This is a genomic window from Acidimicrobiales bacterium, assembly GCA_035316325.1.
Classification (GTDB): Bacteria; Actinomycetota; Acidimicrobiia; order Acidimicrobiales; family VFJN01; genus DASXTK01.
Genome location: DATHJB010000050.1, coordinates 34,490 through 59,019 on the forward strand (window position 1 = coordinate 34,490; position 24,530 = coordinate 59,019).

19 protein-coding genes are annotated in these 24,530 nt (G+C 71.8%); 12 read left to right on the forward strand and 7 right to left on the reverse strand.

All coding sequences use genetic code 11. The annotated features are described in order from the left end of the window. Positions 1-11: 11 nt before the first annotated feature. Together VK611_07045 and glpX are read right to left on the reverse strand one after the other, a co-directional pair. Positions 12-1,277, reverse strand: a complete 1,266-nt coding sequence (locus tag VK611_07045) for an ATP-binding protein (protein ID HMG41069.1) — start codon at positions 1,275-1,277, stop codon at positions 12-14. Positions 1,278-1,415: 138 nt separating this feature from the next. Further along, positions 1,416-2,408, reverse strand: coding sequence for a class II fructose-bisphosphatase (gene glpX / locus VK611_07050; GenBank protein HMG41070.1), 993 nt, complete (start codon positions 2,406-2,408; stop codon positions 1,416-1,418). 67 nt (positions 2,409-2,475) lie between these two features. On the opposite strand from glpX, the gene VK611_07055 reads away from it, so the two are divergent. From VK611_07055 to VK611_07065, 3 genes are read left to right on the forward strand one after another with little or no spacing between them, the layout of a single operon-like run. After that, a complete protein-coding gene (locus tag VK611_07055; GenBank protein HMG41071.1) occupies positions 2,476-3,258 on the forward strand; it encodes a hypothetical protein in 783 nt (260 codons plus the stop codon). Between the two features lie 21 nt (positions 3,259-3,279). Then, positions 3,280-3,981 carry a J domain-containing protein gene (locus tag VK611_07060; protein ID HMG41072.1) on the forward strand — a complete coding sequence of 234 codons (702 nt, stop codon included), beginning with the start codon at positions 3,280-3,282 and terminating at the stop codon, positions 3,979-3,981. Positions 3,982-3,988: 7 nt separating this feature from the next. After that, positions 3,989-4,555 carry an alpha/beta family hydrolase gene (locus tag VK611_07065; GenBank protein ID HMG41073.1) on the forward strand — a complete coding sequence of 189 codons (567 nt, stop codon included), beginning with the start codon at positions 3,989-3,991 and terminating at the stop codon, positions 4,553-4,555. A gap of 3 nt (positions 4,556-4,558) precedes the next feature. On the opposite strand, the gene VK611_07070 is transcribed toward VK611_07065, so the two are convergent. Both VK611_07070 and VK611_07075 read right to left on the reverse strand, forming a co-directional pair. Beyond that, complete coding sequence (locus VK611_07070) at positions 4,559-5,338, reverse strand: L,D-transpeptidase (protein HMG41074.1); 780 nt, start codon at positions 5,336-5,338, stop codon at positions 4,559-4,561. A gap of 12 nt (positions 5,339-5,350) precedes the next feature. Continuing rightward, positions 5,351-6,916 carry an MFS transporter gene (locus VK611_07075; GenBank protein ID HMG41075.1) on the reverse strand — a complete coding sequence of 522 codons (1,566 nt, stop codon included), beginning with the start codon at positions 6,914-6,916 and terminating at the stop codon, positions 5,351-5,353. A gap of 203 nt (positions 6,917-7,119) precedes the next feature. Between VK611_07075 and VK611_07080 the strand changes: the two genes are divergently transcribed. Next, complete coding sequence (locus VK611_07080; GenBank protein ID HMG41076.1) at positions 7,120-7,398, forward strand: NifU family protein; 279 nt, start codon at positions 7,120-7,122, stop codon at positions 7,396-7,398. After that, a complete protein-coding gene (gene meaB / locus VK611_07085) occupies positions 7,398-8,357 on the forward strand; it encodes a methylmalonyl Co-A mutase-associated GTPase MeaB (protein ID HMG41077.1) in 960 nt (319 codons plus the stop codon). Before VK611_07080 ends, meaB begins: the two co-directional genes overlap by 1 nt. Here the strand turns inward: meaB and VK611_07090 are convergent. Further along, positions 8,347-10,734: a hypothetical protein gene (locus tag VK611_07090; protein HMG41078.1), complete on the reverse strand. Its 2,388-nt coding sequence runs from the start codon at positions 10,732-10,734 to the stop codon at positions 8,347-8,349. The two genes, meaB and VK611_07090, sit on opposite strands and share 11 nt — an antisense overlap. A gap of 120 nt (positions 10,735-10,854) precedes the next feature. Between VK611_07090 and VK611_07095 the strand changes: the two genes are divergently transcribed. After that, positions 10,855-11,640, forward strand: coding sequence for an enoyl-CoA hydratase-related protein (locus VK611_07095; GenBank protein ID HMG41079.1), 786 nt, complete (start codon positions 10,855-10,857; stop codon positions 11,638-11,640). A gap of 70 nt (positions 11,641-11,710) precedes the next feature. Here VK611_07095 and glgP read toward each other — a convergent pair whose 3' ends face one another. Next, positions 11,711-14,242 carry an alpha-glucan family phosphorylase gene (gene glgP / locus VK611_07100; protein ID HMG41080.1) on the reverse strand — a complete coding sequence of 844 codons (2,532 nt, stop codon included), beginning with the start codon at positions 14,240-14,242 and terminating at the stop codon, positions 11,711-11,713. A gap of 121 nt (positions 14,243-14,363) precedes the next feature. Between glgP and VK611_07105 the strand changes: the two genes are divergently transcribed. The 6 genes from VK611_07105 to glgB are packed head-to-tail and all read left to right on the forward strand — an operon-like array spanning position 14,364 to position 24,379. Further along, the gene (locus VK611_07105) at positions 14,364-15,176 is read left to right on the forward strand and encodes an ABC transporter substrate-binding protein (GenBank protein ID HMG41081.1); all 813 of its coding nucleotides are present in this window, start codon (positions 14,364-14,366) and stop codon (positions 15,174-15,176) included. After that, entirely contained in the window at positions 15,173-17,131 is a 1,959-nt protein-coding gene (locus tag VK611_07110) for a cation:proton antiporter (GenBank protein HMG41082.1), read from the forward strand. Before VK611_07105 ends, VK611_07110 begins: the two co-directional genes overlap by 4 nt. Positions 17,132-17,154: 23 nt before the next feature. After that, entirely contained in the window at positions 17,155-19,104 is a 1,950-nt protein-coding gene (locus tag VK611_07115) for an alpha-1,4-glucan--maltose-1-phosphate maltosyltransferase (protein ID HMG41083.1), read from the forward strand. Positions 19,105-19,143: 39 nt separating this feature from the next. Then, positions 19,144-20,838 carry a maltose alpha-D-glucosyltransferase gene (gene treS, locus VK611_07120; protein ID HMG41084.1) on the forward strand — a complete coding sequence of 565 codons (1,695 nt, stop codon included), beginning with the start codon at positions 19,144-19,146 and terminating at the stop codon, positions 20,836-20,838. A 48-nt stretch (positions 20,839-20,886) separates the two neighbouring features. Next, positions 20,887-22,206 carry a hypothetical protein gene (locus VK611_07125; GenBank protein ID HMG41085.1) on the forward strand — a complete coding sequence of 440 codons (1,320 nt, stop codon included), beginning with the start codon at positions 20,887-20,889 and terminating at the stop codon, positions 22,204-22,206. Between the two features lie 10 nt (positions 22,207-22,216). Continuing rightward, positions 22,217-24,379 (forward strand): 1,4-alpha-glucan branching protein GlgB, encoded by a 2,163-nt coding sequence (gene glgB, locus VK611_07130; GenBank protein HMG41086.1) that lies wholly within the window; start codon positions 22,217-22,219, stop codon positions 24,377-24,379. A gap of 26 nt (positions 24,380-24,405) precedes the next feature. Here the strand turns inward: glgB and VK611_07135 are convergent. Beyond that, positions 24,406-24,530 (reverse strand): IS30 family transposase (locus tag VK611_07135; GenBank protein HMG41087.1); only part of this gene is annotated, 125 nt, incomplete at its 5' end.

Sequence of the window (24,530 nt, forward strand, 5' to 3'; positions counted from 1 at the left end):
AGTTTCGTCGTCTAGGCGAGCTCCCAAAGAGCGCTCACCGGCATCGCCCGGAGACGGGGGCCGAAGGAGAGGGTTTCGGGCCCGGTGTAGAGGACGACGCCGACGACGAGATCGTCCCCGATGCGGTCGGCGAGGTGGCGGAGGCCGGCGAAGTCGTCGGAGCGAACGGTGGATGACGCCTTGACCTCGATGCCGACGACCTGCCCTCGCCGGTTCTCCAGCACGGCGTCGACCTCGACCTTGTCCTTGGTGCGGTAGTGGAACAGCTCGGCCCGCTCCTCCGACCACGTCAGCTGGCGCGCCAGCTCCATCAGGACGAATCCTTCGAGGAGCGGGCCGAACTGACCTCCTGGTCGGACGAGGGCGCGATCGTCGGCGCCGAGGAGGTTCGTCGCGACGCCCGAGTCGACGAAGGCGACCTTCGGGGTCGCAACGGAGCGACGACTCACGTTGCGCGACCACGCCGGGATCCGCTTGATGAGGAAGACCTCCTCCAGGAGGCTCAGATAGCGACGCACCGTGCTGGCGGAAAGCCCGATGTCGCTGCCCAGAGGATGCTCCACCAACAGTTGGCCGGAGCGTGCCGCGACCAGGCGCAGCAGTGCCTGCATCTCCCGGGTCCGCTCGATCTCCGACAGCTGGCTCACGTCACGGGCGATGAGGTCCGTCGTGTAGGCGTCGAAGAACCGCTCCCGCCGCCGGGCGTTCGTTCGTGCCACGGCCTCGGGGAAGCCACCGCGCACGACACGCTCCGCATACTCGTGCCGCGTCACCGACGACGAGTGCCGGAGCTTCTCGCCGTCGGAGAACAGGGCGTCGACGAACCTCTCCGGCCGACCGTCGATCTCACCCTGGGAGAAGGGCCAGAGCTCGATCGTCTCCATGCGGCCCGGTAGAGCGTCGGGGAGGGCTCGCAGGCCGAGGACGCGTGCCGAGCCGGTCAGGAGGAAGCGCCCGGGCCGTATGTCGGTGTCGACCTGCTCCTTGATCGCCAGCAGTAGCTCCGGCGCCCGCTGGATCTCGTCGATCACCATGAGGTCGGAGAAGGCGACGAACCCGGCTGGGTCCGATTGGGCGGACTGGAGCGTCGCCGACCGGTCGAGGTTGCGCCACTCGGCGTCGTCCCCCTTGGCGACCTGGCGGACCAAGGTGCTCTTGCCGGACTGCCGTGCCCCGGCCACCAGCACCACGCGCGTGTCGGCCATGGCGTCGGCGACGAGCTGCTCGGCGCGTCGAGGGACGACCCTGCCGAGCGGGGTGGTGGCGTCCGGCTTCACCTCGTCAGGATGGCACGGGACCGTGATGTGGTGGTGAATTGGTCGCCATGTCGCTGACGAATTGGTCGCTGGTCCGTCGGCGACTTGGACGCCGAGTTGGCGTCTGCGCTGCGGCGGCGTTGCGGTAGGGGTTCTCTGTCAGGCGAAGTCGATGGAGGAGAAGTTGGCGAGCTTCGCGAGGCGGTGGGTGGCGCTCACGAGGCGGACGGTGCCGGACTTCGAGCGCATGACCAGCGACTGCGTGGTGGCGCTGTCGGCGGCGTAGTGCACGCCCTTGAGCACCTCGCCGTCGGTGATGCCGGTGACGGCGAAGAAGCAGTTGTCGCCCGCCACCAGCACGTCGGTGGTGAGCACCTGCTCGAGGTCGTAGCCGGCGTCGAGGGCGGCCCGGCGCTCGCCGTCGTTGCGGGGCCACAGCCGCCCCTGGATCTCGCCGCCCATGCACTTCAGCGCCGCCGCGGCGATGACGCCCTCGGGGGTGCCGCCGATGCCGAAGAGGACGTCGGCGCCGGTGTCGGGCCAGGCGGTGGACACGGCGCCGATCACGTCGCCGTCCTGGATCAACCGGATCCGGGCCCCGGCGGCCCGTACCTCCTCGATGAGCGGCTGGTGGCGCTCGCGGTCGAGGATCACGGCGGTGACGTCGCGCACCGACTCGCCCTTGGCCTTGGCCACCGCGTGCAGGTTCTCGGTGGGCGTCTTGGCGATGTCGACGGAACCCACGGCCTCGGGCCCGACGGCGATCTTCTCCATGTAGACGCACGGGCCGGGGTTGAACATCGTGCCCCGCTCCGACACGGCGATCACCGAGATGGCGTTGCCGCGCCCCAGCGCGGTGAGCGTGGTGCCCTCCACCGGATCGACGGCGATGTCGGTGGCCGGGCCGGTGCCTCCACCCACCTGCTCGCCGTTGAACAGCATCGGGGCCTCGTCCTTCTCGCCCTCGCCGATCACGACGATCCCGTCCATCGGCACGCTGTCGAGCACGATGCGCATCGCGTCGACGGCGGCCCCGTCGGCCCCGTTCTTGTCGCCCCGCCCCATCCAGCGTGAGGCGGCGAGCGCGGCTGCCTCCGTCACCCGGACGAGCTCGAGGGCGAGGTTCCGGTCCGGGCGCTGCTTGTCGGTCATGCCCTCGGACCCTAGTTGCGGGCGCGATGCTCTCCCCAGTGGTCCGAGGCTGCTTGAATGAACCCCCGTGGGCCAACTCTCCGACCCGTACGACGAAGACGCCGAGAACAACCTCGGCATCTCCATCTCCGGCCTGCCCGACGAGCCCGAGGAGCCGGACGACGTCGTGCAGACCGGCCCCGAGGAGCCCGAGGGTGACTTCGACGCCGAGGCGGTGGAGCTGGCCGCCGGCGACATCGTCCCGGTGGAGGGCACCGGGCTCGACACCGAGGAGACCGACGAGACCGACCTCGATGTCGACGACTCCGACGCCGACGACCCCGACCTCGACGACGAGGACGACGAGGACGCCGACGACGAGGGCGGCGAGTCACCCGGCGACGAGGTCGCCTACGACCTCACCGAGTGGGACGACGACCAGCTGTCGAGCCTGTTCGACAAGCTGACCGACGGCGGCATCGACTACCTGTGGGACGGCGAGGAGCTGTTCGTCCGGGCCGAGGACGAGGTGGCCGCCGACGTGGTGATCGAGCAGGTCACCTTCCCCGACCAGCTCGACGAGGAGGACGACGACGGCGACGCCGGAGCGACCCTCCTGGGCGACCTCTACATCGCCGCCGACCGCCTGCAGCACGACCCGGAGGAGCACGAGGCCGTGGCGTCGCTGCTCACGCTGGCCGACACGGCCGACGACGCCTCGGTGCCGTACGGCCTGTCCGACGAGGAGTGGAAGCACCTCCACGAGAAGGTCGACGTCCTCGCCGTCCTGCTCGAGGCCGAGAACATCGCGATCGACGAGTCGATCGAGGCGGCGCGGGACCTCCGCAACGCGATCAGGCCCTACGTCTGACCCGGCGTTAGCCTGACGGCGATGATCCTGGCCGAGCTGGAGCTGTTCCATTCTCGGCCGATCGCACCCACCCGGCGGGTGGCGCTGGGGCACCTCGACCTCCCGGTCGACTCGGCTCCCGGCTTCGGTGGGCTGCTGCTGGGAGGGGTCGTCGCCGCCAAGGTGGGCGACCTCGACCCGGACCTGTTCGACGACCTGCACACCCTCACCGTGCAGCTCGAGCGGGGCCAGCGGGTGCCGCAGCCCCGGCTGCGCCACCGCCTGCAGTCCGACCGGGTGGGCCTGCAGCGCAGCGTCCACCGGCTCGTCGGCGAGGGCGAGCGGCTGTCGTTCGAGCTGGAGGACGAGAGGGGCTCGGCGGCCCAGCACATCCTCGCCGCCGTGTACGCCGCCTCGCTGCTGCCCCACGGCCCCCGGAGCCCGGTGATGGCCGTGATCCGCAAGGCGATGCGGTGGGCCGGCGCCATGGACCACAGCCTGGTCACCTACCTGTCGGGGCTGACGCACGACCAGGCGTGGTCGGTGCAGGCCCACCAGGACCCCGTCGGCTGGGCGCTCCGGGTGCTGGAGCTCGAGGCTCGGTGCAGTCGCCGCACGGTCCAGCGCCGCTTCCGCGACCTGGTGCGCCGGGCCCATCCCGACCACGGCGGCGAGACGGTGGGCGCCGCGGCCCGCATCGCCGAGCTGACCGAGGCCCGCCGGGTCCTCCTCCAGAGCCGATGAGCGGCCGATGACGTCGCCGCAGGCCGTGCTGCTGTTCCCCGGGGCGGGGAGCGACCGGAACCAGAAGTCGTTGGTGCTCCTGGAGGAGACGTTGGCGCCGCTGCCGGTGGCCCGGGCCGACTTCTACTACCGGCGGGAGGGCCGGCGAGCGCCGGACCGGCCGCCGAAGCTGGTCGCCGCGGTGGAGGAGGAGGCGGCGGCACTGGTCGAGCGGACCGGGGTCGACCCGGCGAGCGTCGTCCTCGGCGGTCGGTCGATGGGCGGGCGCATCTGCTCGATCGTGGTGGCCGACGGACTGCCGGCGGCGGGCCTGGTGCTGATCGCCTATCCGCTGCACCCGCCGGGCAGGCCGGAGAAGCTGCGCATCGAGCACCTGCCCCGCATCGAGGTGCCGTGCCTGTTCATCTCGGGCACCCGCGACCCGTTCGGCTCGCCCGACGAGCTGGAGGCCCACACCGAGGTCATCCCCGGCCCGGTCACCCACGTGTGGGTCGACAAGGTGGGCCACGAGCTCAAGAACTCCGACCAGCTCATCGCCGAGACCGTCAAGAGCTGGCTCGCCGACCTGGGCTAGCGGTCAGTCGACGATGTCGACCGGGGTGCCCAGGGGCAGGGTCATGCCGGAGGTCAGGCGGGCCAGGATGGCCGGGTCGATGCCGATCGAACCGGCCAGCGCCGGCTTGCCCAGGGTCGTCACGTCGACCGGGTGGATCGCGACCACGCCCTTGCCGGCCTTGAAGTCCTCGGCCTTGTTGGCCGCACCCGCCAGCCCGTAGACGGGGCTCCCGTAGAGGTTCATGAACTCGGGCGCCCGCAGCTCCTTGATGAACGTCGCCGTGCCGGCCGGCGGGGCGTCGGGGCCGAGCGCCACCGGCGCCCTCAGCGCTTCCAGCGGGCCGGCGTAGACGGTCATCTCGTGCTTCGAGAGGGACACCTCGATCCGGAAGCGGTGCCGGCTGAGGAACACGTCCTCCGTGTGGACGAAGCCGGTGCTGCCCGCGGGAGCGGTCGGCAGCAGGACCTCCAGCCAGCCGTCGTCCCGGCGGTCGATCACCAGGAAGGTGAGCAGCTCGCTGCCCTCGTCGGTCGACGACAGGGTGGTCGACTCCGAGCTGTTCGCGTGCTGCCAGACCTTCACGTCGCCGCGCACCTGGGCCACGTACGACGTGCGGGGTGGTGGTGCGCCGTCGGCGCCCGTCGTGGTGCTGGTCGTCTCGGCCGAATCGGGGGCGATGGTCGGCCCCGTCCCGGGCGACTCGTCGTCCGAGCAGGCAGCAACAGCGCCGCCGCCGATCACCACGACGAGCGCCACGAGGAACGCAGCAGGGAAGGGACGCCTGACCCCCCAGGAGAACATGGCGGCGCGACCTTAGCCAGAATCCCGCACGGGACTCGTCTTCTCCTGTGGCGAAGCTGTTGCGATCGCAGGACTTTTGTCGTCCGGGTTCAGGTCCTCCAGCTCGCGCCGGGCCGTCTCGGGGAACCGCAGGGCGATCAGCAGCGCCATCGCCAGGGGGGCGATCGCCAGGAGCGTCATCGTGGTGCCGAACGAGTCGTACCGGTCGACCAGCACCCCGGCTGTCACCAGCCCGACCACGCTGCCGGCCATGGCGGTGATGCTGACGATCCCGTTGGCCCGCCCCCGCAGCGACGTGGGGAACAGCTCGGGGCCGTAGACGGTGACCGACGGGACGTGCGCGGCGAAGATGATCGCCCCGACCGTCGCCGCCACCCACATCCACAGGCCGGTCACGTCGAACTGGAGGGCGATCAGCGCCGTCCCGGCCGCCGTGGCCACCGCGCCCACGACGCGCCGGCCCACCGTGTCGGCCAGGCGGCCGCCGGCGATGATGCCGAGGCCCGCCGGCGTCGACGTGAGCACCGCGAACAGCGACAGGCCCGCGGCCGAGAAGCCCCGGTCGTCACGCAGGAACTCGGCCCGGAGCTGGGTGACCGGCCCGATGAAGATGTTGAGCAGGAACGCGCTGCCGGCCAGCAGGGCGAGCCGGCGGTAGTGCCCCCGCATCGACAGCGCCGCGTGGGCCCGCTCGAAGCGGCGGCTCTCGGGCAGCCGCCGGCAGCACCGCACCACCAGCGGCAGCATCAGCAGCGGCACCGCGTAGAGGATCCGCCAGGCCCGCAGGCCGGTGTCGGCGACGGGGAGGACCCACAGGGCCATGCCGGCACCCAGGGCCCCCGTCATAGACAGCAGGCTGATGGCGTAGGCCCGGGCGCCGGCCGGCATCTCCTCGGCGACCACGATGCCCAGCAGGATGGCCGCCGCCGCCCACGCCCCCCGGTTGACGACCTGGCTCAGCGTGAGGCCCAACAGGTTCGGGGTCACCGCGGCGAGCGCGTCGGACCCGATGCAGATCAGCAGCGTGAGGCGCAGGAGCTTGCGGCGGCCCCGCCGGTCGGCGAGCGCCGTGAGGGCGATCGACAGGATGCCGCCCACCCGGGCGGTGGCCAGCACGTTGCTCTGGGTGGCGTCGCTGATGCCGAACTCGTCGGCGGCGAAGGTCATCGTCTGGCTGAGCAGGGTGCCGACGTAGCCGGTCACCATCGCCAGGGCGGCGCAGAGGCCCAGCACCTGGGCGGCCCGCGGGTCGGGGCGCTGCGACGGCGCCCACCAGGGCATCCGGCCGCCGGCCCGGGGTGGGCGCCGCAGGGTGGAGCGCACCGCGGCGTTGAGCAGGAGTCGCCAGGTGCCGGGCGGGAGGAGGAAGTCGACGGACTCGCGCACGGTCCCGTCGGCGAGGGGGACGACCCGGCGCTCGTAGTGCTCGAAGGGGCCCTCGACCTGGACGAACTGCCGCTCGTCCTCGTGCTCGCCGTTGGTCGACTCGAGGTGTTCGAGGACGATGTCGTTCCGGGGTGTGAGCAGGACGGCCAGCTCGTCGGCGTCGAGTGATCTCGTGCGTGTGAACCCCGCCATCGCCGCCGCGGCCTCAGCGCCGGTTGGCGAAGGCGAGGAGCGCTGCGAACGCGGCCACCGGCACGAGCACGAACAGCGCCTCGTCCCAACCGCCCTGGTGTGCCAGCAGCATCATGGGTGGGAAGGTTACGTCGGTGGCTGTTGTTGCCCTGAGAGCGGCTGGTCCGCGAGCATGCCCTGATGTGCCACGAGCGAGGAGTCACGTGGTCGAGACAGTGAAGGTCGAGATCGAGAAGGTCGAGCAGGTCATCGAGGTCATCCGTCCGGCCATCCAGGCCGACAACGGTGACATCCACCTGCGGGGCGTCGACGTCGACACCGGCGTCGTGAGCGTCGAGCTGGTGGGGGCCTGTGTGTCGTGCCCGGCGTCGACCGTCACCCTCAAGGCCGGCATCGAGCGGATCCTCAAGGACCGGGTTCCGGGCGTGACCGAGGTGGTCGACGCGAGCGCGGGCGTCGAGACAGCCGTCTCGCTGGGGTAGTGGCCGTCGCCAGCCGCCGTTCGCCGTCGGAGCTCCTGGAGGCGGCGCGGGACGGCGACCGGGCGTCGCTGGCGCGGGTGCTGTCGCTGGTCGAGCGGGGTGGCGAGCCCGCCCGTGAGATCGGCCGGCTGGTGGTGCGGTCGCCGGGCGACGCCGCCACCGTGGGCATCACCGGCGCTCCGGGGGCGGGGAAGTCGACGCTGACCAACGCCCTGCTCGACGTCATCCGGGCGCAGGGCCAGCGGGTGGCGGTGCTGGCGGTCGACCCGTCGTCGCCGTTCACCGGCGGCGCCATCCTGGGCGACCGGGTGCGCATGGGCGACCACGCCCTCGACGACGACGTGTTCGTCCGCTCGATGGCCACCCGCGGCCACCTGGGCGGCCTGGCCGTCGCCGCTCCCGAGGCGGTGCGGGTGCTGGGCGCGGTGGGCTTCGACTGGGTGCTGGTGGAGACCGTGGGTGTCGGGCAGGTGGAGGTCGAGGTCGCCGGTCAGGCCGACTGCACGGTCGTGGTGGTGAACCCGGGCTGGGGCGATGCGGTGCAGGCCGCCAAGGCCGGACTGATGGAGATCGCCGACGTGTTCGTGGTCAACAAGGCCGATCGTCCGGGCGCCTCGGAGACCCGTGGCGACCTGGAGCGGATCCTCGACCTGTCGGTCACGTCGCACGACGAGGCGGCGCGGCCGCCGGTGCGGCTGTCGGTCGGGACGACCGGCGAGGGCGTGGCCGACGTGTGGACCGCGGTCGGCGCTCGCCTCGACCACCTGCGGACGTCGGGCGAGCTGGACGAGCGCCGCCGACGCCGGGCGTCCGAGGAGATCACCCGCCTCGTGGCCGTGCGCCTCATGGAGCAGGCGCACGCCACCACGTCGGGCCCCCGGGCCGCGGCGCTGGCCGCCGACGTCGCCGCCGGCAAGATCGACCCCTGGACCGCGGCCGACGACCTGCTCAGCTCGTAGTGGCCAGCTCCGGGACGGCGTCGGGCTCGTCGGGCTCGTCGGTGTCGCCGGGCGGCTCAGCCTCCACCGACTCCGACCAGCGGCCGGTGGCGGAGTGGACCAGGGCGAACACGTAGCAGGCGGCGGCCACCAGCGAGGCGACCACGTAGCCGAAGTTGAGGGCGATCGTGACGCCCAGCACCGACGCCAGCACCGAGGCGATGCCGTTGACGCCCCAGGCGTAGGGGATCGACGACGGGTACAGCGCCGAGAACCGGGTGAGCCCGATCGGCATCGGCATGCCCAGGATCAGCCCGGTCGGCGCCAGCAGCACGATCGTCAGCAGCACCCGCACCGAGAACGGCTGGTCGATCAGCACGCGCACCAGCGGCTGCAGGGCGAAGGCGCTCACCACGATCAACGCCACCGCCCCGCCCAGCACCGCGGTCAGCGACCGCCGGGTGTGGGCCAGCCGGCCGGAGATGGCCGAGCCGATGCCGGTGAAGATCAGCAGGGCGAACAGCACCACCGACAGGGCGTAGGTCGGGAAGCCGAGGAACAGCACGAACCGCTGGATGAGCACGGTCTCCAGCAGCATGAAGCCCATGCCGATCGCCGCGAAGTAGAAGAGGCTGGGCAGGCGGGGCCGCTCGGTGCCCCGGGCCAGCCACAGCGGCAGCATGAACCCCACCACCGACAGCACGGCCAGGATCAGCAGCGTGACCATCAGCAGCTGGTAGGGATCGACGCCGTAGTGGTAGCCGCTGTTCTCGCCGACGATGTCGCCCGGGCGCCGCATGTTGAAGAAGAACGGCTTGTTGTCGGTGGGCGGGCAGACGTCCAGCTCGTAGCCCTCGCAGAAGGACTTCCAGCCGTCGGCGTCGGCGAGGTCCTGCCAGGCGGAGTAGTAGGGGCCGCCGGGGGCGTAGGCCACGCCGTCGCCCCGCTCGTCGGCCAGCCGGCGGATGTCGTCCAGCTCGGCGTCGGTCCAGGGCTCCAGCCGGGCCAGCACCGTGGCGTAGGGCGCCGCGATCGCGGCCGCCGGGTCGATGCCCCGGATCACCACCACGTTGCGGTACGGGTCCTCCACGCCGTGGTTCTCCAGGGCCGCCATCGTCAGGACCGTCGCCCGGATGGCCTCGTCGCCCACCAGCCGCTCCAGGCGCGACACGTTGAGGACGCCGCCCGGCTCCAGGTGGTCGAGGTACTCCTCGAACGCCTCCAGCGTGTACAGGTTGTTCTCGGTGAGGGCGAAGCCCTGGGCCGAGTTGGCGCTCAGCGTGTCGGTGAACCCGATGTGGATCTGGTCGTAGGTCGTGTCGCGGCTCGCCAGGATCGCCCGGCCGTCGCCGATGGTGGTCGACACGCCCTCGCGGCTGTACGGCGACCCGGACAGCTCGCCCAGGCCGTCGTCGACCACGTCGCGGATGGCGGAGTTCAGCTCGATCACGTCGACGGTCTGGTCCGACGTGAGGGCGTTGTAGATGTCGCGGCCGCCGCCCCCGCCGATCACCAGGGCGTGGCCGGGGCCGGTCATCTCGTAGCCGATCGACGCCGGGCCGAGGCTGAGCTGCTCCCAGGTCGGCAGGTCGTCGCCGTCGGCGACGGCGGGCACCGGGGCGTACACCCGGTCGTAGAACAGGAGGCCCTGGCCGCCGCCCGCGGTGAAGCCCTGCACCCGGCTGAGGGGGTGCCAGGTGTCGGCGACCTGGCCGTCGTGGATCTCGTAGCCGGAGGGCAGGTACAGCAGCGACGAGAGCGAGGCGACCGCCAGCAGCGCCACGGCGCCCCCGGTCAGGATCGCGCCCACGCGACGGACGCCGGCGTCGGACCAGGCGAACAGCACCGCGGCGAACAACGCCAGCACGCCCAGGCCCACGAGGAGCTCGGGCGCCGGGAAGCGCAGCAGCGGGACGACGGCGAGCGCTCCGATGCCGGCGCCGACCAGGTCCCAGGCGTAGACCCGGCCGACCCAGGGGGCGTAGCCGCGGATCGCCAGGGCGACCACGGCACCGGCGGCCAGCGACGGCGCCGCCGCCAGGATGCAGACGGCCGTGAGGCTCAGGGCGAAGTGGAGCGTGATGCCCCGGTCGATCGAGTAGTCGAGCTGCACCAGGCCGAAGGGGCTGGCCACCAGTAGCACGCCGTAGGCCGCGGCCCAGCGGGCCAGGTTGACCTCCAGCGGCCGGCCGTCGAACCACTGCGGGCGCACGTAGATCAGCAGGGCGCCCGCCCCCGTGCCCAGCAGCGCCAGCGATACCGCCAGGAAGCTGAAGTGGTACGCCATCACCGAGGAGATCAGGCGCGTGAAGATGACCTGGAACCCCAGCGTGCACGCAGTTACGAGGCCCAGCGCGAGCAAAACACGCGAGGCCGGCGGTCTGTCCACCCCCAGCATGGAAGGGAACCGTAGTCCGTGGACTATTGCGCCTGCCCGGCCGCCGGATACCCCATGCCAACCACCCCGCCGCCGCCCCAAGCGGTCTCGGGCTTCGCCGAGCCGATACTTTCTCTGACGATGACCTCTGACGAGAGCGCCCTGGTCCACCTCGAACGTCGTGACGACGGTGTCGCCGTGCTGCGACTCGACAACGGGAAGGTCAACGCCCTGTCGACGGCGCTCCTGGCGGAGCTGGAGGGTGCGGCGACGGCGCTGCACGACGACCCGCCGGGCGCCGTGGTGCTCACCGGCGGCGACCGGATCTTCGCCGCCGGCGCCGACATCAAGGAGTTCGGTGGCCGGGAGGAGGCCCGCCGCGTCGGCCGGGCGTTCAGCCAGGCCCTCGACGCCGTGAGCGCCATCCCCCGGGCGGTGATCGCGGCGATCACGGGGGCGGCCCTCGGCGGTGGCTGCGAGCTGGCCATGGCCTGCGACCTGCGGATCGCCTCCGACCGGGCCAAGCTCGGTCAGCCCGAGATCCTCCTGGGGATCATCCCCGGCGGTGGCGGCACGCAGCGGCTGCCCCGGCTGGTCGGGGTCTCCCGGGCCAAGGATCTGATCCTGACGGGGCGTGCCGTCTCGGCGGAGGAGGCGCTGCGCATCGGTCTGGTCGACCGGGTGGTGCCGCACGACGAGGTCAACTCGGCGGCGTTGGCGCTGGCCGCCGAGCTGGCGCAGGGGCCGCTGGCCGCCCACAGCATGGCCAAGCTGGCGATCGACGAGGGCCTCGAGGTCACGCTCGCCAAGGGGCTCGCCCTGGAGCAGGACCTGTTCGCCGAGATCGCCGGCACCGAGGATGCCGGGATCGGCGTGCGGTCGTTCCTCGAGCACGGCCCCGGCGAGGCGAAGTTCGTCGGCCGTTAGGCCGGGAACCGCCGAAATGTGCACCGAAACGCACGGAATCCGTGCATCCCAGTGCACATTTCGTTGAGAGTCAGGCCCAGGAGGCCACGCCGAGCTCCGACGGGCCGACGAGGTCGGGGTGGTGGGGGACCACCCGGACCGTGAAGCCGTAGCGGCCGGCGCGGGCGGCGGCGAACGTGCCGCGGTAGCGGGCGTGGTGGTCGTCGACGGCGCCGACGTGCTCCATCGACACCGCCGCGGCGTAGGCCAGCTCGTCGTCCTGGCCCACGGGCCCGTGCAGCAGCTGCACGTCGACGTCGTCGGCTGACAGCTCGCCCAGCGCCACCGACGCCTCGACCGTGCGCGACGCGCCCAGCTCGGCGACCGTGTCGTCGGCCTCGATCCACTCGATGTGCACCTGGTGCCAGGCGGCCGACACCCGCTGCTTCCACGCCGCCAGCGCCTTCGCTCCACCCGCCCCGTCGCCGAGCAGCTTCGTGGCGCGGGCGGCCGTCGGCTCGTAGAGCTCCTCGACGTAGTCGCGCACCATCCGCGCCGCGCTCACCTGGGGCCCGAGGGTGGCGAGCGAGTGCTTCACCTTGCCGATCCAGCGCCGCGGCGCGATGTCGTCGCCGTTGCGGTCGTAGAACAGCGGCACCACCTGGTGCTCCAGGATGTCGAACAGCGAGCTGGCCTCGATCTCGTCGCGCCGCTCCAGGTCGTCGACCATCTCCGCCGACGAGATGGCCCAGCCGTTCTCGCCGTCGAACATCTCGTCCCACCAGCCGTCGAGGATCGACAGGTTCAGGCCGCCGTTGAGCGCCGCCTTCATGCCGGAGGTCCCACACGCCTCCTGGGGGCGCCGCGGGTTGTTCAGCCACACGTCGGCACCGTGGTAGAAGGCCCGGGCGACGGCGATGTCGTAGTCGTCGACGAACACGAAGCGGTGGCGTATCTCCAGCTCGGCGCAGGCGGCGACGATCTGGCGGATCATCTCCTTGCCGGCCTCGTCGGCGGGGTGGGCCTTGCCGGCGAACAGGAACTGCACCGGCCGGTCCGAGTCGAGGAGGAGCGCCCGCAGGCGCTCGGGCTGCGACAGCAGCAGGTTGGCCCGCTTGTAGGTGGCGAAGCGGCGGGCGAAGCCGATCGTGAGGATCCGCGGGTCGAGGGCGTCGTCGACCCACGACACGCTCGACACCGACGCACCCCGGGCCAGGGCGCTGTCACGCAGGCGGCGCCTGACGAAGGACACCAGGCGCTCGCGGCCCTGCTCCCGGGCCCGCCACAGGTCGTCGTCGGGGGCCTCGACGATGCGGGCCCAGGCCTCGGCGTCGGCCTCGGACCACTCGGGCCGCACGTAGCGGCGCAGGCAGTCGGCGATCTCCGGCGACGTCCACGTGTCGGCGTGGACCCCGTTGGTGACCGACGTGATCGGCACCTCCTCGGCCGGGAAGTCGGGCCACAGGTCGCCGAACATCTCCCGGCTGACCTCGCCGTGCAGCTTGGCCACGGCGTTCGACCGGCCGGCCAGGCCCAGGCCCATCACCGCCATGTTGAAGCGCTCCTCGCCGGCGTCCGACGGGCGGTGGCCCAGGGCCATCAGGTCGTCGAAGGAGATGCCGACGTCGTGGCACCAGCCGCTGAAGTACTTCTCCATCAGCTCCCGGGGGAAGCGGTCGATGCCGGCCGGCACCGGGGTGTGGGTGGTGAAGATGCAGCCGGACCGCACGGCCTCGATGGCCTCGGGGTACGACAGGCCCTGCTCGGTGACCAGGTTGCGGATGCGCTCCAGGCCCAGGAAGCCGGCGTGGCCCTCGTTGGTGTGGAACACCTGGGCGTCGACGCCCGCGGCGAGCAGCGCCTTCACGCCGCCCATGCCGAGGAGGATCTCCTGGCGCAGGCGGTGCTCGGAGTCGCCACCGTAGAGGCGGTCGGTGACCGACCGCATGCTCTCGTCGTTCTCCTCCACGTCGGCGTCGAGGAAGTACAGCGGCACCCGGCCCACGTCGGCCCGCCACACCTGGGCGACCAGCGGGGCGCCGGCCAGGTCGACGCTGATCCGCACGCCGTCGACGGGCGTGAGCGCCATCACGTGCGGGTCGAGCAGCGGGTAGCGCTCCTCCTGCCAGCCGTCGAGGTTGAGGCTCTGGCGGAAGTAGCCGTGCCGGTACAGCAGGCCCACGCCCACCAGCGGGACGCCCAGGTCGCTGCACGACTTGAGGTGGTCGCCGGCGAGGACGCCCAGGCCGCCCGAGTACTGGGGCAGGGCCTCGGCGATGCCGAACTCGGGGGAGAAGTAGGCGACCAGGTTCAGCGGGCTCTCCTGGCGCGCCTGGAACCAGCGGTCGCCCTCCTGGTAGCGGTCGAGCTCGTCCCACACCTCGCCGAGGAAGCGTCGGAAGCCGGTGTCGGCCGCCAGGGTGGCGAGCCGGTCGTGGCTGACCAGGCCCAGGAGGCGGACGGGGTCGTGGATGCTGGCGTCCCACAGGTCGGGGTCGACCCAGCGGAACAGGTCACGGGTCTGGTCGTCCCAGGCCCAGCGGAGGTTGATGGCGAGGTCCTCCAGGGCCGACAGCTCGGCCGGGAGCGACGGGCGGACTGTGAAGCTGCGCAAGGCCTTCATCGTCCGCGCACCGTAGCGACTGCGCAGAGGCCTCCGTGTCAGCCCGACAGTCTTCCGCAAGGCTGCGGCCCCTCGACCGCGTTACGCAGTGTCGTCACCACGGAGTGTCATGATGCGATCGATGCTCCGTCTGCTCGCCGCGGTTGCGCTCCTGCTGGGGGCGGTCGGGCTGGTGGTGTGGGCGATCCGTGACGAGGACCAGGGGATCGAGACGGTGACGCCCGACGTGTTGACGGTCGCCACCGCCTTCCCCGCCCCCGGGTTCTGGGAGGGGCGCGACGTCCGGCACGTCGACGGTGGCTTCGAGGCCGAGTTGGCCAGGGAGCTGGCCGACCAGCTGGGGCTCGACCGGGTGGCGGTGGTGTCCCGGCCGTTCGACGAGCTCGTGGAGGGCGACGCTGCGGGCTTCGACCTGGCGCTGGCCCAGGTGTCGATCACCCGGGAGCGGGCGAAGGTGGTCGACTTCTCGCGGCCCTACCTCACGACGCCGGTCGGGGTGGTCGGCCGGGCCGGCGCCGACCCGCTGCCCGACCTGGCCGACGCCCGCGAGCAGCGCTGGGGCGTGGCCGAGGCGACCACGCAGGTCGACGTGGTCGACGACCTGATCGAGCCCGACACCGATGCCGTCGTGTACCCGACGGTGGCGGCGGCGCTGACGGCGGTGGCCCGGGGCGCGGTCGACGTCGCCGCGGTCGACTTCCTGCGGGCCCTGGCCGAGGTGGACGAGCAGCCGGCCCTCGCCGTCGCCGCCCAGGTCACCGCCCCGCAGCACTTCGGCGCTCTGTTGCCCGACGGCTCCGACCTCCTGTCCGACGTCGACGCGGCGCTCCGGGCCCTGGAGGCCGACGGCACCCTCGACGACCTCCGCGACGACCTGTTCGACCGCTACGACACCGACCTCTCCGACCTCCCCACCATCCGGGTGACGCCGTGACCGTGATCGCCACGTTCACCGCGCCCCACGGGCCGGCGTGGCTGTTCTTCGGCATCGGGGCGGCGCTGGTGGTCGGGCCGGCGCTGGCGACCCGGGTGAAGCTGCCGGCGATCGTCGGGCTGCTCGCCGGCGGCCTCGCCATCGGCCCGTCGGGGCTGGGGATCGTGACGGCGACCGACACCACCCTGTCGGCCCTCGGGCAGCTCGGCCTGCTGTACCTGATGTTCACGGCCGGCGCCGAGCTCGACCTGGCACTGTTCAGCCGCTACCGGCGGGCCGCCGCCACCTTCGGCCTCACCACGTTCGCCGCCCCGATGGTGCTCGGGTTCACCGCCGGCCGGCTGCTCGACTACTCGTTCGCGGCGTCGCTGCTGCTGGGCTCCCTGTGGGCGTCGCACACGCTGGTCACCTACCCGATGGTGCGGGAGGCGGGCCTGTCGGGGAACCGGGCGGTCGCCACCACCGTCGGCGCCACGGTGATCACCGACACCCTGTCGCTGATCGTGCTGGCCGGGGTCGCCGGCTCCGTGAAGGGCGACTCGAGCCTGGTGGTCCTGATCGGCAGCCTCCTCCTCGGGCTGGTGCTGCTGGGGGCCTACGCCGGCATGGTGGTCCCGACGGTCACCCGCTGGGCGTTCACCCACGTGGCCCACAGCCGCACCGAGCGGTTCGCCTTCCTGCTGGCGGCCATGCTGTCGACCGCGGTGCTGGCCGAGGTGGTGGGCATCGAGGGCATCGTCGGCGCCTTCTTCGCGGGCCTGGGGCTGAACCGCCTGGTGCCGGCGGGCAGCGCCCTGATGGAGCGGGTGGAGTTCTTCGGCTCGGCCCTGCTCGTTCCGGTGTTCCTGGTGTCGGTGGGCGTGCTGATCGAGCCGTCGGTGGTGGTCGACCCGTCGACGCTCGGCCTCGCCGCCGTGTTCTGCGCCGCGGTGATCGGCGGCAAGTCCATCGCCGCCTGGTCGTCCGGACCGCTGCTGGGCTTCACCCGCGGCGAGTCGGAGGTGATGTTCGGCCTCTCCCTGTCGCAGGCGGCGGCGACGCTGGCCGCCACGTTCGTCGGCTTCGACGTGGGCCTGTTCGACGAGCAGGTGGTCAACGCCGTGCTGGTGGTGATCCTGGTGACGCTGCTGCTCGCGGCGGTGACCACCAGCCGGGCCATCGAGCGGGTGGAGCCGACGGTCTCCGAGTCGGACGCCGCGCTGGGCCGCAAGGCGGTGCTGGTGGCGGGGCGCGAGGACCGGCTGGCCGCCCTGGCGCGGGTGGCCCGGAGCCTGGTGGCGGTCGAGGGCGGCGTGGTGGTGCCCACCCGGGTGTGCGTGCGGGGCGAGGGCGTCGAGGCCGACCGGGCACTGCTGGCGCTGGCCGAGGGCGTGCTGGCCAAGGCCGGGCTCGACGCCGAGGCCAAGCTCCGCATCTCCGACAACCCCGTCTCCGCCGTCGTCTACACCACCATCGAGGAGGGCGGCACGGTGGTGCTGATGGACTGGTCGGCGTCGAACCGGGCCCAGCCGGCGCTGCGGGGCGAGCGCGACGACACCCTCCTGGCCGCCTCGCCCGTCCCCGTCCTCCTGGCGGCCCTGAGCGACACGCCGCACGAGCGGGTGGTCCTCGCCCTCGACCGGGTCGACGTGGTCGAGGACAGCGCTGCCGACCTGGCCCTCGCCGTCGACGTCGCCGCCCGGCTCGCCGACGGCGACGTCACGCAGCTCACGGTGGACGAGGACCGGTTGACCTGGGTGATCGAGCAGGCGCAGCCCGGCGACCTGGTGGTGATCCCGGCGCACCCCGTGTGGGCGGCGTTCGGGCCGACGGCGGTGCGGGCGTCGGCCCACGCCGGCGTGTCCGTGGTGGTCGTGGCCGGGTCGCGGCGCTGGGCGAGCCAGGGCTCGGTGGTCGACCGGAGCCTCGGCGCCCTGGTCGGCGGTACCAAGGCCGCCGACGTCCGCTGGGGCTGAAGCGGCGTGCGTACCCTGACGGGGTGCCTCGAACGGAGCTGGCCCGGATCACCATCGAGAACCTGACGCCGACCACGCCCTCGGGTCAGTTCCCGGCCAAGGCGGTGGTGGGGGAGCAGGTGACCGTCGCCGCCGACGTGTACGCCGACGGGCACGACATCCTCAAGGCCCGGCTCCGCTGGCGCCTCGGGAAGGGCCGCAGCTGGCGCACCGCCCCCATGCGGGAGGTCTACGAGGACCACTGGGAGGCCACCATCCAGCCCGACCTCGCCGGCGCCCACGAGCTGGTGGTGGAGGCCTGGCGCGACCGGTTCGCCACCTGGCGCCACGACATCGAGGTGAAGGCCGGGGTCGGCGACGACGTGACCGTCGAGCTGGAAGAGGGGGCGGCTCTCCTGGAGGACCGAGCCGCCCAGCTCAAGGCCACCAAGCAGCGCCAGCGGGTGCTCGCCGCCGCCGCCGGCCTCCGCCGCACCGAGTGCAGCCTCCACGTGCGCCTCAACGCCGGGCTCGACGACCAGGTCGCCGCCCTGGTGGCGCCGCTGCCCGACGCCGACCTCACTCCGGCCGTCCTGCCGCTGTGGGTCGACCGCCCCCGGGCCGGCTTCAGCGCCTGGTACGAGCTGTTCCCCCGCTCCGAGGGCGGCTTCGTCGGCGCCACCAAGCGGCTCGCCGCCGCCGCCGAGATGGGCTTCGACGTGGTGTACCTGCCGCCCATCCACCCGATCGGCACCACCGCCCGCAAGGGGGCCAACAACACCCTGAAGGCGAAGCCGGACGACCCCGGCAGCCCCTGGGCGATCGGCTCGCCCGAGGGCGGCCACACCGCCGTCGACCCTGACCTGGGCACCATCGAGGACTTCCGCCGCTTCTGCACCGAGGCCAGCGACCGCGGCCTCGAGATCGCCCTCGACTACGCCCTGCAGTGCTCGCCCGACCACCCCTGGGTGCACGACCATCCCGAGTGGTTCAAGCGGCGGCCCGACGGCACCATCAAGTACGCCGAGAACCCGCCCAAGAAGTACCAGGACATCGTCAACATCAACTTCTGGCCCGAGGCCGAGGCCGACCGGGTGGCGCTGTGGAAGGCGTGCCGCGACGTGCTGCGGCACTGGATCGCCGTCGGCATCCGCATCTTCCGGGTCGACAACCCGCACACCAAGCCGATCGCCTTCTGGGCCTGGGTGATCGAGGAGATCCACCGCAAGCACCCCGACGTCATCTTCCTGTCGGAGGCGTTCACCAAGCCCCGGGTGATGGCGAAGCTGGCCGAGGTCGGGTTCACCCAGAGCTACACCTACTTCACCTGGCGCAACTCGGCCTGGGAGCTGCGGGAGTACGTCGAGGAGCTGGCCTACGGGCCGACGTCGAGCTACCTGCGGCCGAACTTCTGGCCCAACACGCCCGACATCCTCGGCGGCCCGCTGCGCAACGGCCCGCCGGCGGCGTTCAAGCTGCGGTTCCTCCTGGCGGCGACGCTGGTGCCGAACTACGGGGTCTACAGCGGCTACGAGCTGTACGAGAACGAGCCGATGAGCGACGAGAACGAGGAGTACCTCTACTCGGAGAAGTACGAGCTCAAGGACCGCGACTGGGACCGGGCCGACTCGCTGGCGCCGTTCATCACCCGGGTCAACGACATCCGCCGTCGCCACCCGGCCTTCCACCGGCTGAAGAACATCCGCTTCCACCAGAGCGACGACGACCGCTTCCTCGTCTGGTCGAAGGGCCACCGCGACGAGGGCGACCTGGTGCTGGTGGTGGTCAACCTCGACCCCCACGAGGCGCACGGCACCACGCTGAGCCTCGACCTCGGGGCCATGGGCATCCCCGGCAGCGGTCCCTACCAGGCGCACGACGAGCTGACCGGCGACGTGTATACGTGGGACGGCGCGCGGCCTTACGTCCTACTCGACCCCGACGTTGGACAGGTTGCCCATGTCCTCGCTCTGTCGTCCCCTCGGAACAAGTGACATGCGCCACAGGTTCACGCGTGTGCCACATTGTGGGTGATGCCAACCCCCATCGATCCGGACGACGCCCGTTGGTACCAGAGAGCCGTGTTCTACGAGGTCGCCGTACGCGGCTTCTACGACTCGGATGGTGATGGCTTCGGTGACTTCGCCGGCCTGACGCAGCGCCTCGACTACCTGGAATGGCTGGGTGTCGACTGCTTGTGGCTGCTGCCCTTCTACCAGTCGCCGTTGAAGGACGGGGGCTACGACATCAGCGACTTCCTCACGGTGCTGCCGGAGTCCGGGTCGATCGAGGACGTCGGCAAGTTCCTGCAGGAGGCGCACCGCCGGGGCATCCGGGTCATCGCCGACATGGTGATGAACCACACGTCCGACCAGCACCCGTGGTTCGTCGAGTCGCGCCAGGACCGCACCAACCCGAAGGCCGACTGGTACGTGTGGGGCGACGACCCTGACCGGTGGTCGGAGGCCCGGGTGATCTTCCTCGACTCGGAGCCCTCCAACTGGACCTACGACGCCCAGCGCGAGCAGTACTACTGGCACCGCTTCTTCCACCACCAGCCCGACCTCAACTACGACAACCCCGCCGTGGCCGACGCCATGCTCGACGTCGTGCGGTTCTGGCTGGAGATCGGCCTCGACGGGTTCCGGCTCGACGCCGTGCCCTACCTGTTCGAGCGCGACGGCACCAACGGCGAGAACCTGGCCGAGACCCACGAGTACCTCAGGAAGGTCCGCAAGACCGTCGACGCCGAGTTCCCCGGCCGGGTGCTGCTGGCGGAGGCCAACCAGTGGCCCAGCGACGTGGTCGACTACTTCGGCACCGGCGACGAGTGCCACATGTGCTTCCACTTCCCCCTGATGCCGCGCATGTTCATGGCGGTGCGCAAGGAGCAGCGGCACCCCATCACCGAGATCCTGGCGCAGACGCCCGACCCCCCCGACGGGGGCCAGTGGGGCATCTTCCTCCGCAACCACGACGAGCTCACGCTCGAGATGGTCGACGACGAGGACCGGGACTACATGTACACCGAGTACGCCACCGACCCCCGGATGAAGCTCAACCTGGGCATCCGGCGTCGCCTGTTCCCGTTGCTCGACAACGACGAGCACAAGGCCGAGCTGTTCCACGCCCTGCTGTTCTCCATGCCCGGCAGCCCGATCATGTACTACGGCGACGAGCTGGGCATGGGCGACAACGTCTACCTCGGCGACCGCGACGGCGTGCGCACACCGATGCAGTGGAGCCCGGACCGCAACGGCGGCTTCTCGTCGGCCGACTTCGCCCAGCTCTACCTGCCACCGCTGATGGACCCGGTCTTCGGCTACCAGGCCGTCAACGTGGAGGCGCAGCGTCGTGACCCGTCGAGCTTCCTGCACTGGCTGCAGCGGATGCTGTCGGTGCGCAGGCAGCACCCGGTGCTGGCCACCGGCAAGTTGGAGGTCCTCCACGCCGAGAACCCCTCCGTGCTGGCGTACCTACGGAGAGACCCGGTTGAGGACGACCCCGACGGTGAAGACATGGTGCTGTGCGTGAACAACCTGTCGCGGTTCCCGCAACCGTGCGAGCTGATGCTGGAGCAGCTGGCGGGCAAGGTGCCGATCGAGCTGACCGGCCGGGTGCGGTTCCCCCGCATCGGCAAGCTGCCCTACTTCGTCACCCTGGCCCCCTACGGCTTCTACTGGTTCGAGCTGATCGACCAGAGCGACGAGGAAAACGCAGGCGGATGAGGCAGATGAGGCGACTGCCGCGACGCGTGCTAGGCAGTGTTGGTGCCGTTGGTTGAGGACCTAGCCGCGAACCTGGCGCCACTGCTCGGCGACTTCCTGCCGCGGCAGCGGTGGTTCGCCAACGAGGGGACGCCCGAGAGCGTCACCGTGACCTCGGTCGAGGTCCACCGCAAGGAACCCCTGCTCGTGTGGGTGATGGTCGACGTGCTGTCGACCGGCGGCGAGGTGGCGACCTACCAGATGGTGCTCGGCGGTCGTCCCGTCGACGCCCAGCCCGACTTCCTGCGGGGCAAGGAGCGCGTCACCATCGGGATGGTCGACGGCGTGATCTTCTACGACGCCCTGGTCGACCCGACGCTCGCCCTCGACGTGCTGGGCGTGGTCGCTCCGGGCGAGCCGGCCGACGTCGCCCGGCCGCTGGTGGTGGAGCAGTCGAACTCGTCGGTGGTGTACGACGAGCGGCTGATCCTCAAGCTGTTCCGGCGGCTGCACCGCGAGCCGAACCCCGACGTCGAGGTGAACCGGGTGCTCGGCAACCGCGGGTTCCCGCACGTGGTGCCGCAGCGGGCCGAGCTGCGCCGCGACGGCATGGACCTCGCCGTGGTCCGCGACTACCTGCTGGGCTCCACCGACGCCTGGCAGCTGGCGCACACGTCGCTGCGCGACCTGCTGGGCAGCCGCCTGCCGCCCGAGGAGGCCGGTGGCGACTTCGGCCCCGAGGCCCTGCGCCTGGGCGAGGTCACCGCCGACCTGCACATGGCGCTCGCCGACGCGTTCGGCACCTTCGACGCCGACCCCGAGGCCTGGCTGGGCGACATGCGCGCCCAGCTGGCCCGCACCCCCGACGGTGTCCTCGACAACGACCGGATCGAGGTGGTGCTGGCCGGCCTGCTGAAGGTCGCCGACCCGGGTCGGGCCATCCGCATCCACGGCGACCTGCACCTGGGCCAGTTCCTGCGGGCCGACGCCGGCTGGTTCGTGATCGACTTCGAGGGCGAGCCGGGGCGTCCGGTGCCCGAGCGGGTGCGTCCCTCGTCGCCGCTGCGAGACGTGGCGGCGATGGTCCGCTCGTTCCACTACGCGGCCCGGTCGGCCCTGGTGGAGCGGGGCCGCGACATCGACCCGGAGCTGGCCGACCTGGCCGGTGAGTGGGAGGCCCGGGCGGTCGACGCCTTGTGGCACGGCTACACCGGCGGCACGGGGACGTCGTCGCTGTGGCCCGCCGACGAGTACGACCGGCGGGCGGTGCTGCAGGCCTTCGAGCTCGACAAGGCCGTGTACGAGGTCAGCTACGAGCTGGCCCACCGACCGACCTGGGTGACGATCCCGACGTCGGCCATCGAGCGCGTGCTCGGCCGCGTCGCCTAGCGGGGTCGTGGTGGGCACGCCGTTCGACGCCCTGGCGTCGGGGCTCCACACCGACCCGCACAGCGTCCTCGGGTTGCACGAGGAGGCGGGCCGGCGGGTGCTGCGCGCCTGGTGGCCCGGTGCCCGGCAGGCGCGGTACCGCGACCGTCCGATGCGGCGCGTCCACCCGGGCGGGGGGTTCGAGCACGAGCTCCGGTCCGACGACCCGGCCCCGGCCCGGGGCTACAGCGTGACGTTCACCCTGGGCGAGGGCTACGACATCACGTCGGTCGAGCCGTGGGGCTTCTGGCCGACGCTGGGCCCGCTCGACCTCCACCTCATCGGCGAGGGCCGCCACGAGCGGCTGTGGGAGGCACTGGGCGCGCATCCCCGCACCCACGAGGGCGTCGAGGGCACCAGCTTCTCCGTGTGGGCGCCCGCCGCCCGGGCCGTGCGCGTGGTGGGCGACTGGAACAGCTGGGCCGGCACCGCGCACCCGCTGCGCACGCTGGGCTCGTCGGGCGTGTGGGAGCTGTTCGTCCCGGGCGTCGGGTCGGGCCAGCGCTACAAGTTCGAGGTGCTGGGCGCCGACGGCGTGACCCGCCTCAAGGCCGACCCGATGGCCCGGGCCACCGAGCGCCCACCGGCCAACGCCAGCGTGGTGTTCTCGTCGAGCCACGAGTGGAGCGCCGGCGACACCGAGTGGGTGGCACGGCGGGCGGCGTCGAACCCGATCGACGAGCGCCTGGCCGCGTACGAGGTGCACCTGGGGTCGTGGCGCCGGTTCGGCACGGGCCGGGGCGACTACCTCGACTACCGCGACCTGGCCGAGCAGCTGGCCGACCACGTCCTGGCGCTCGGCTTCACGCACGTCGAGCTGCTGCCCCCGACCGAGCACCCGTACGACCCGTCGTGGGGCTACCAGGTGTCGAGCTGGTTCGCCCCGACCGCCCGCCACGGCGACCCCGACGGCTTCCGGGCCTTCGTCGACCACATGCACGAGCGGGGGATCGGGGTGCTGGTCGACTACGTGCCGGCGCACTTCCCGAAGGACGAGTGGGCGCTGGCCCGCTTCGACGGCACCGCGCTCTACGAGCACGCCGACCCGCGCCAGGGCGAGCACCCCGACTGGGGCACGCTGGTCTTCAACTTCGGGCGCAACGAGGTGCGCAACTTCCTCGTCGCCGCGGCCCGCTACTGGGTGGAGGAGCTGCACGTCGACGGCCTGCGGGTCGACGCGGTGGCGTCGATGCTCTACCTCGACTACTCGCGCAAGGCCGGCGAGTGGGTGCCCAACGTGCACGGCGGCCGGGAGAACCTGGAGGCGGTCGCCTTCGTCCAGGAGATGAACCGGCTGGTGCACCGCGACCACCCGGGGGTGCTGACGGTCGCCGAGGAGTCGACGGCATGGGACGGCGTGACGCGCCCCGTGCACCTGGGCGGCCTGGGCTTCTCCCAGAAGTGGAACATGGGCTGGATGCACGACACCCTCGAGTACTTCGGCAAGCGGCCGGAGCACCGGCGGTGGCACCACCACTCGCTCACGTTCGGGCTGGTCTACGCCTGGACCGAGAACTTCGTGCTTCCCTTGAGCCACGACGAGGTGGTGCACGGCAAGGGCTCGCTGATCGGGAAGATGCCGGGCGACCGGTGGCAGCGCTTCGCCAACCTGCGGGCGTTGTACGGCTGGATGTGGTCGCACCCGGGCAAGAAGCTGCTGTTCATGGGGGCCGAGCTGGCCCAGGAGACGGAGTGGAGCCAGGACCGGTCGCTCGACTGGCACCTGCTCGACGACCCCGCCAACCGGGGCGTCCACCACCTGCTGGCCGAGCTCAACCGGGTCGCCGCGGCGCACCCGGCGCTGTGGGCGCTCGACACCAGCCCGGACGGCTTCTGCTGGATCGACGCCGACGACGCCGACAACTCGGTGTTCGCCTTCCTGCGCTCGGGTGGTGGTGAGCACGTGGTGTGCGTCGCCAACCTCACCCCGGTGCCCCGCCACGGCTACCGGGTCGGCCTCCCGTCGGCAGGCCCCTGGTCCGACGTGCTCAACACCGACGACGAGCGCTGGGGCGGCACCAACATGCTCCAACCGGTCGTGACCGCCGAGGACACCCCGTGGCAGGGCCAGGCCGCCTCCGCGGTGCTCACGCTCCCCCCGCTGTCGGTGCGCTGGCTCGCCCCCGGTCTTTGAAGGAGAACGACCTTGGTCTCAGGGGGTCATCGCAACGCCTGGTCGAGTGCTTCGGATGGTTTCAGCCAGCCGAGGGTTTGTCGAGGGCGTCCGTTGAGCTCGGCGGCGATGGCGTCGAGGTCGTCTTGGGTGAACGGGGCGAGGCTGGTCC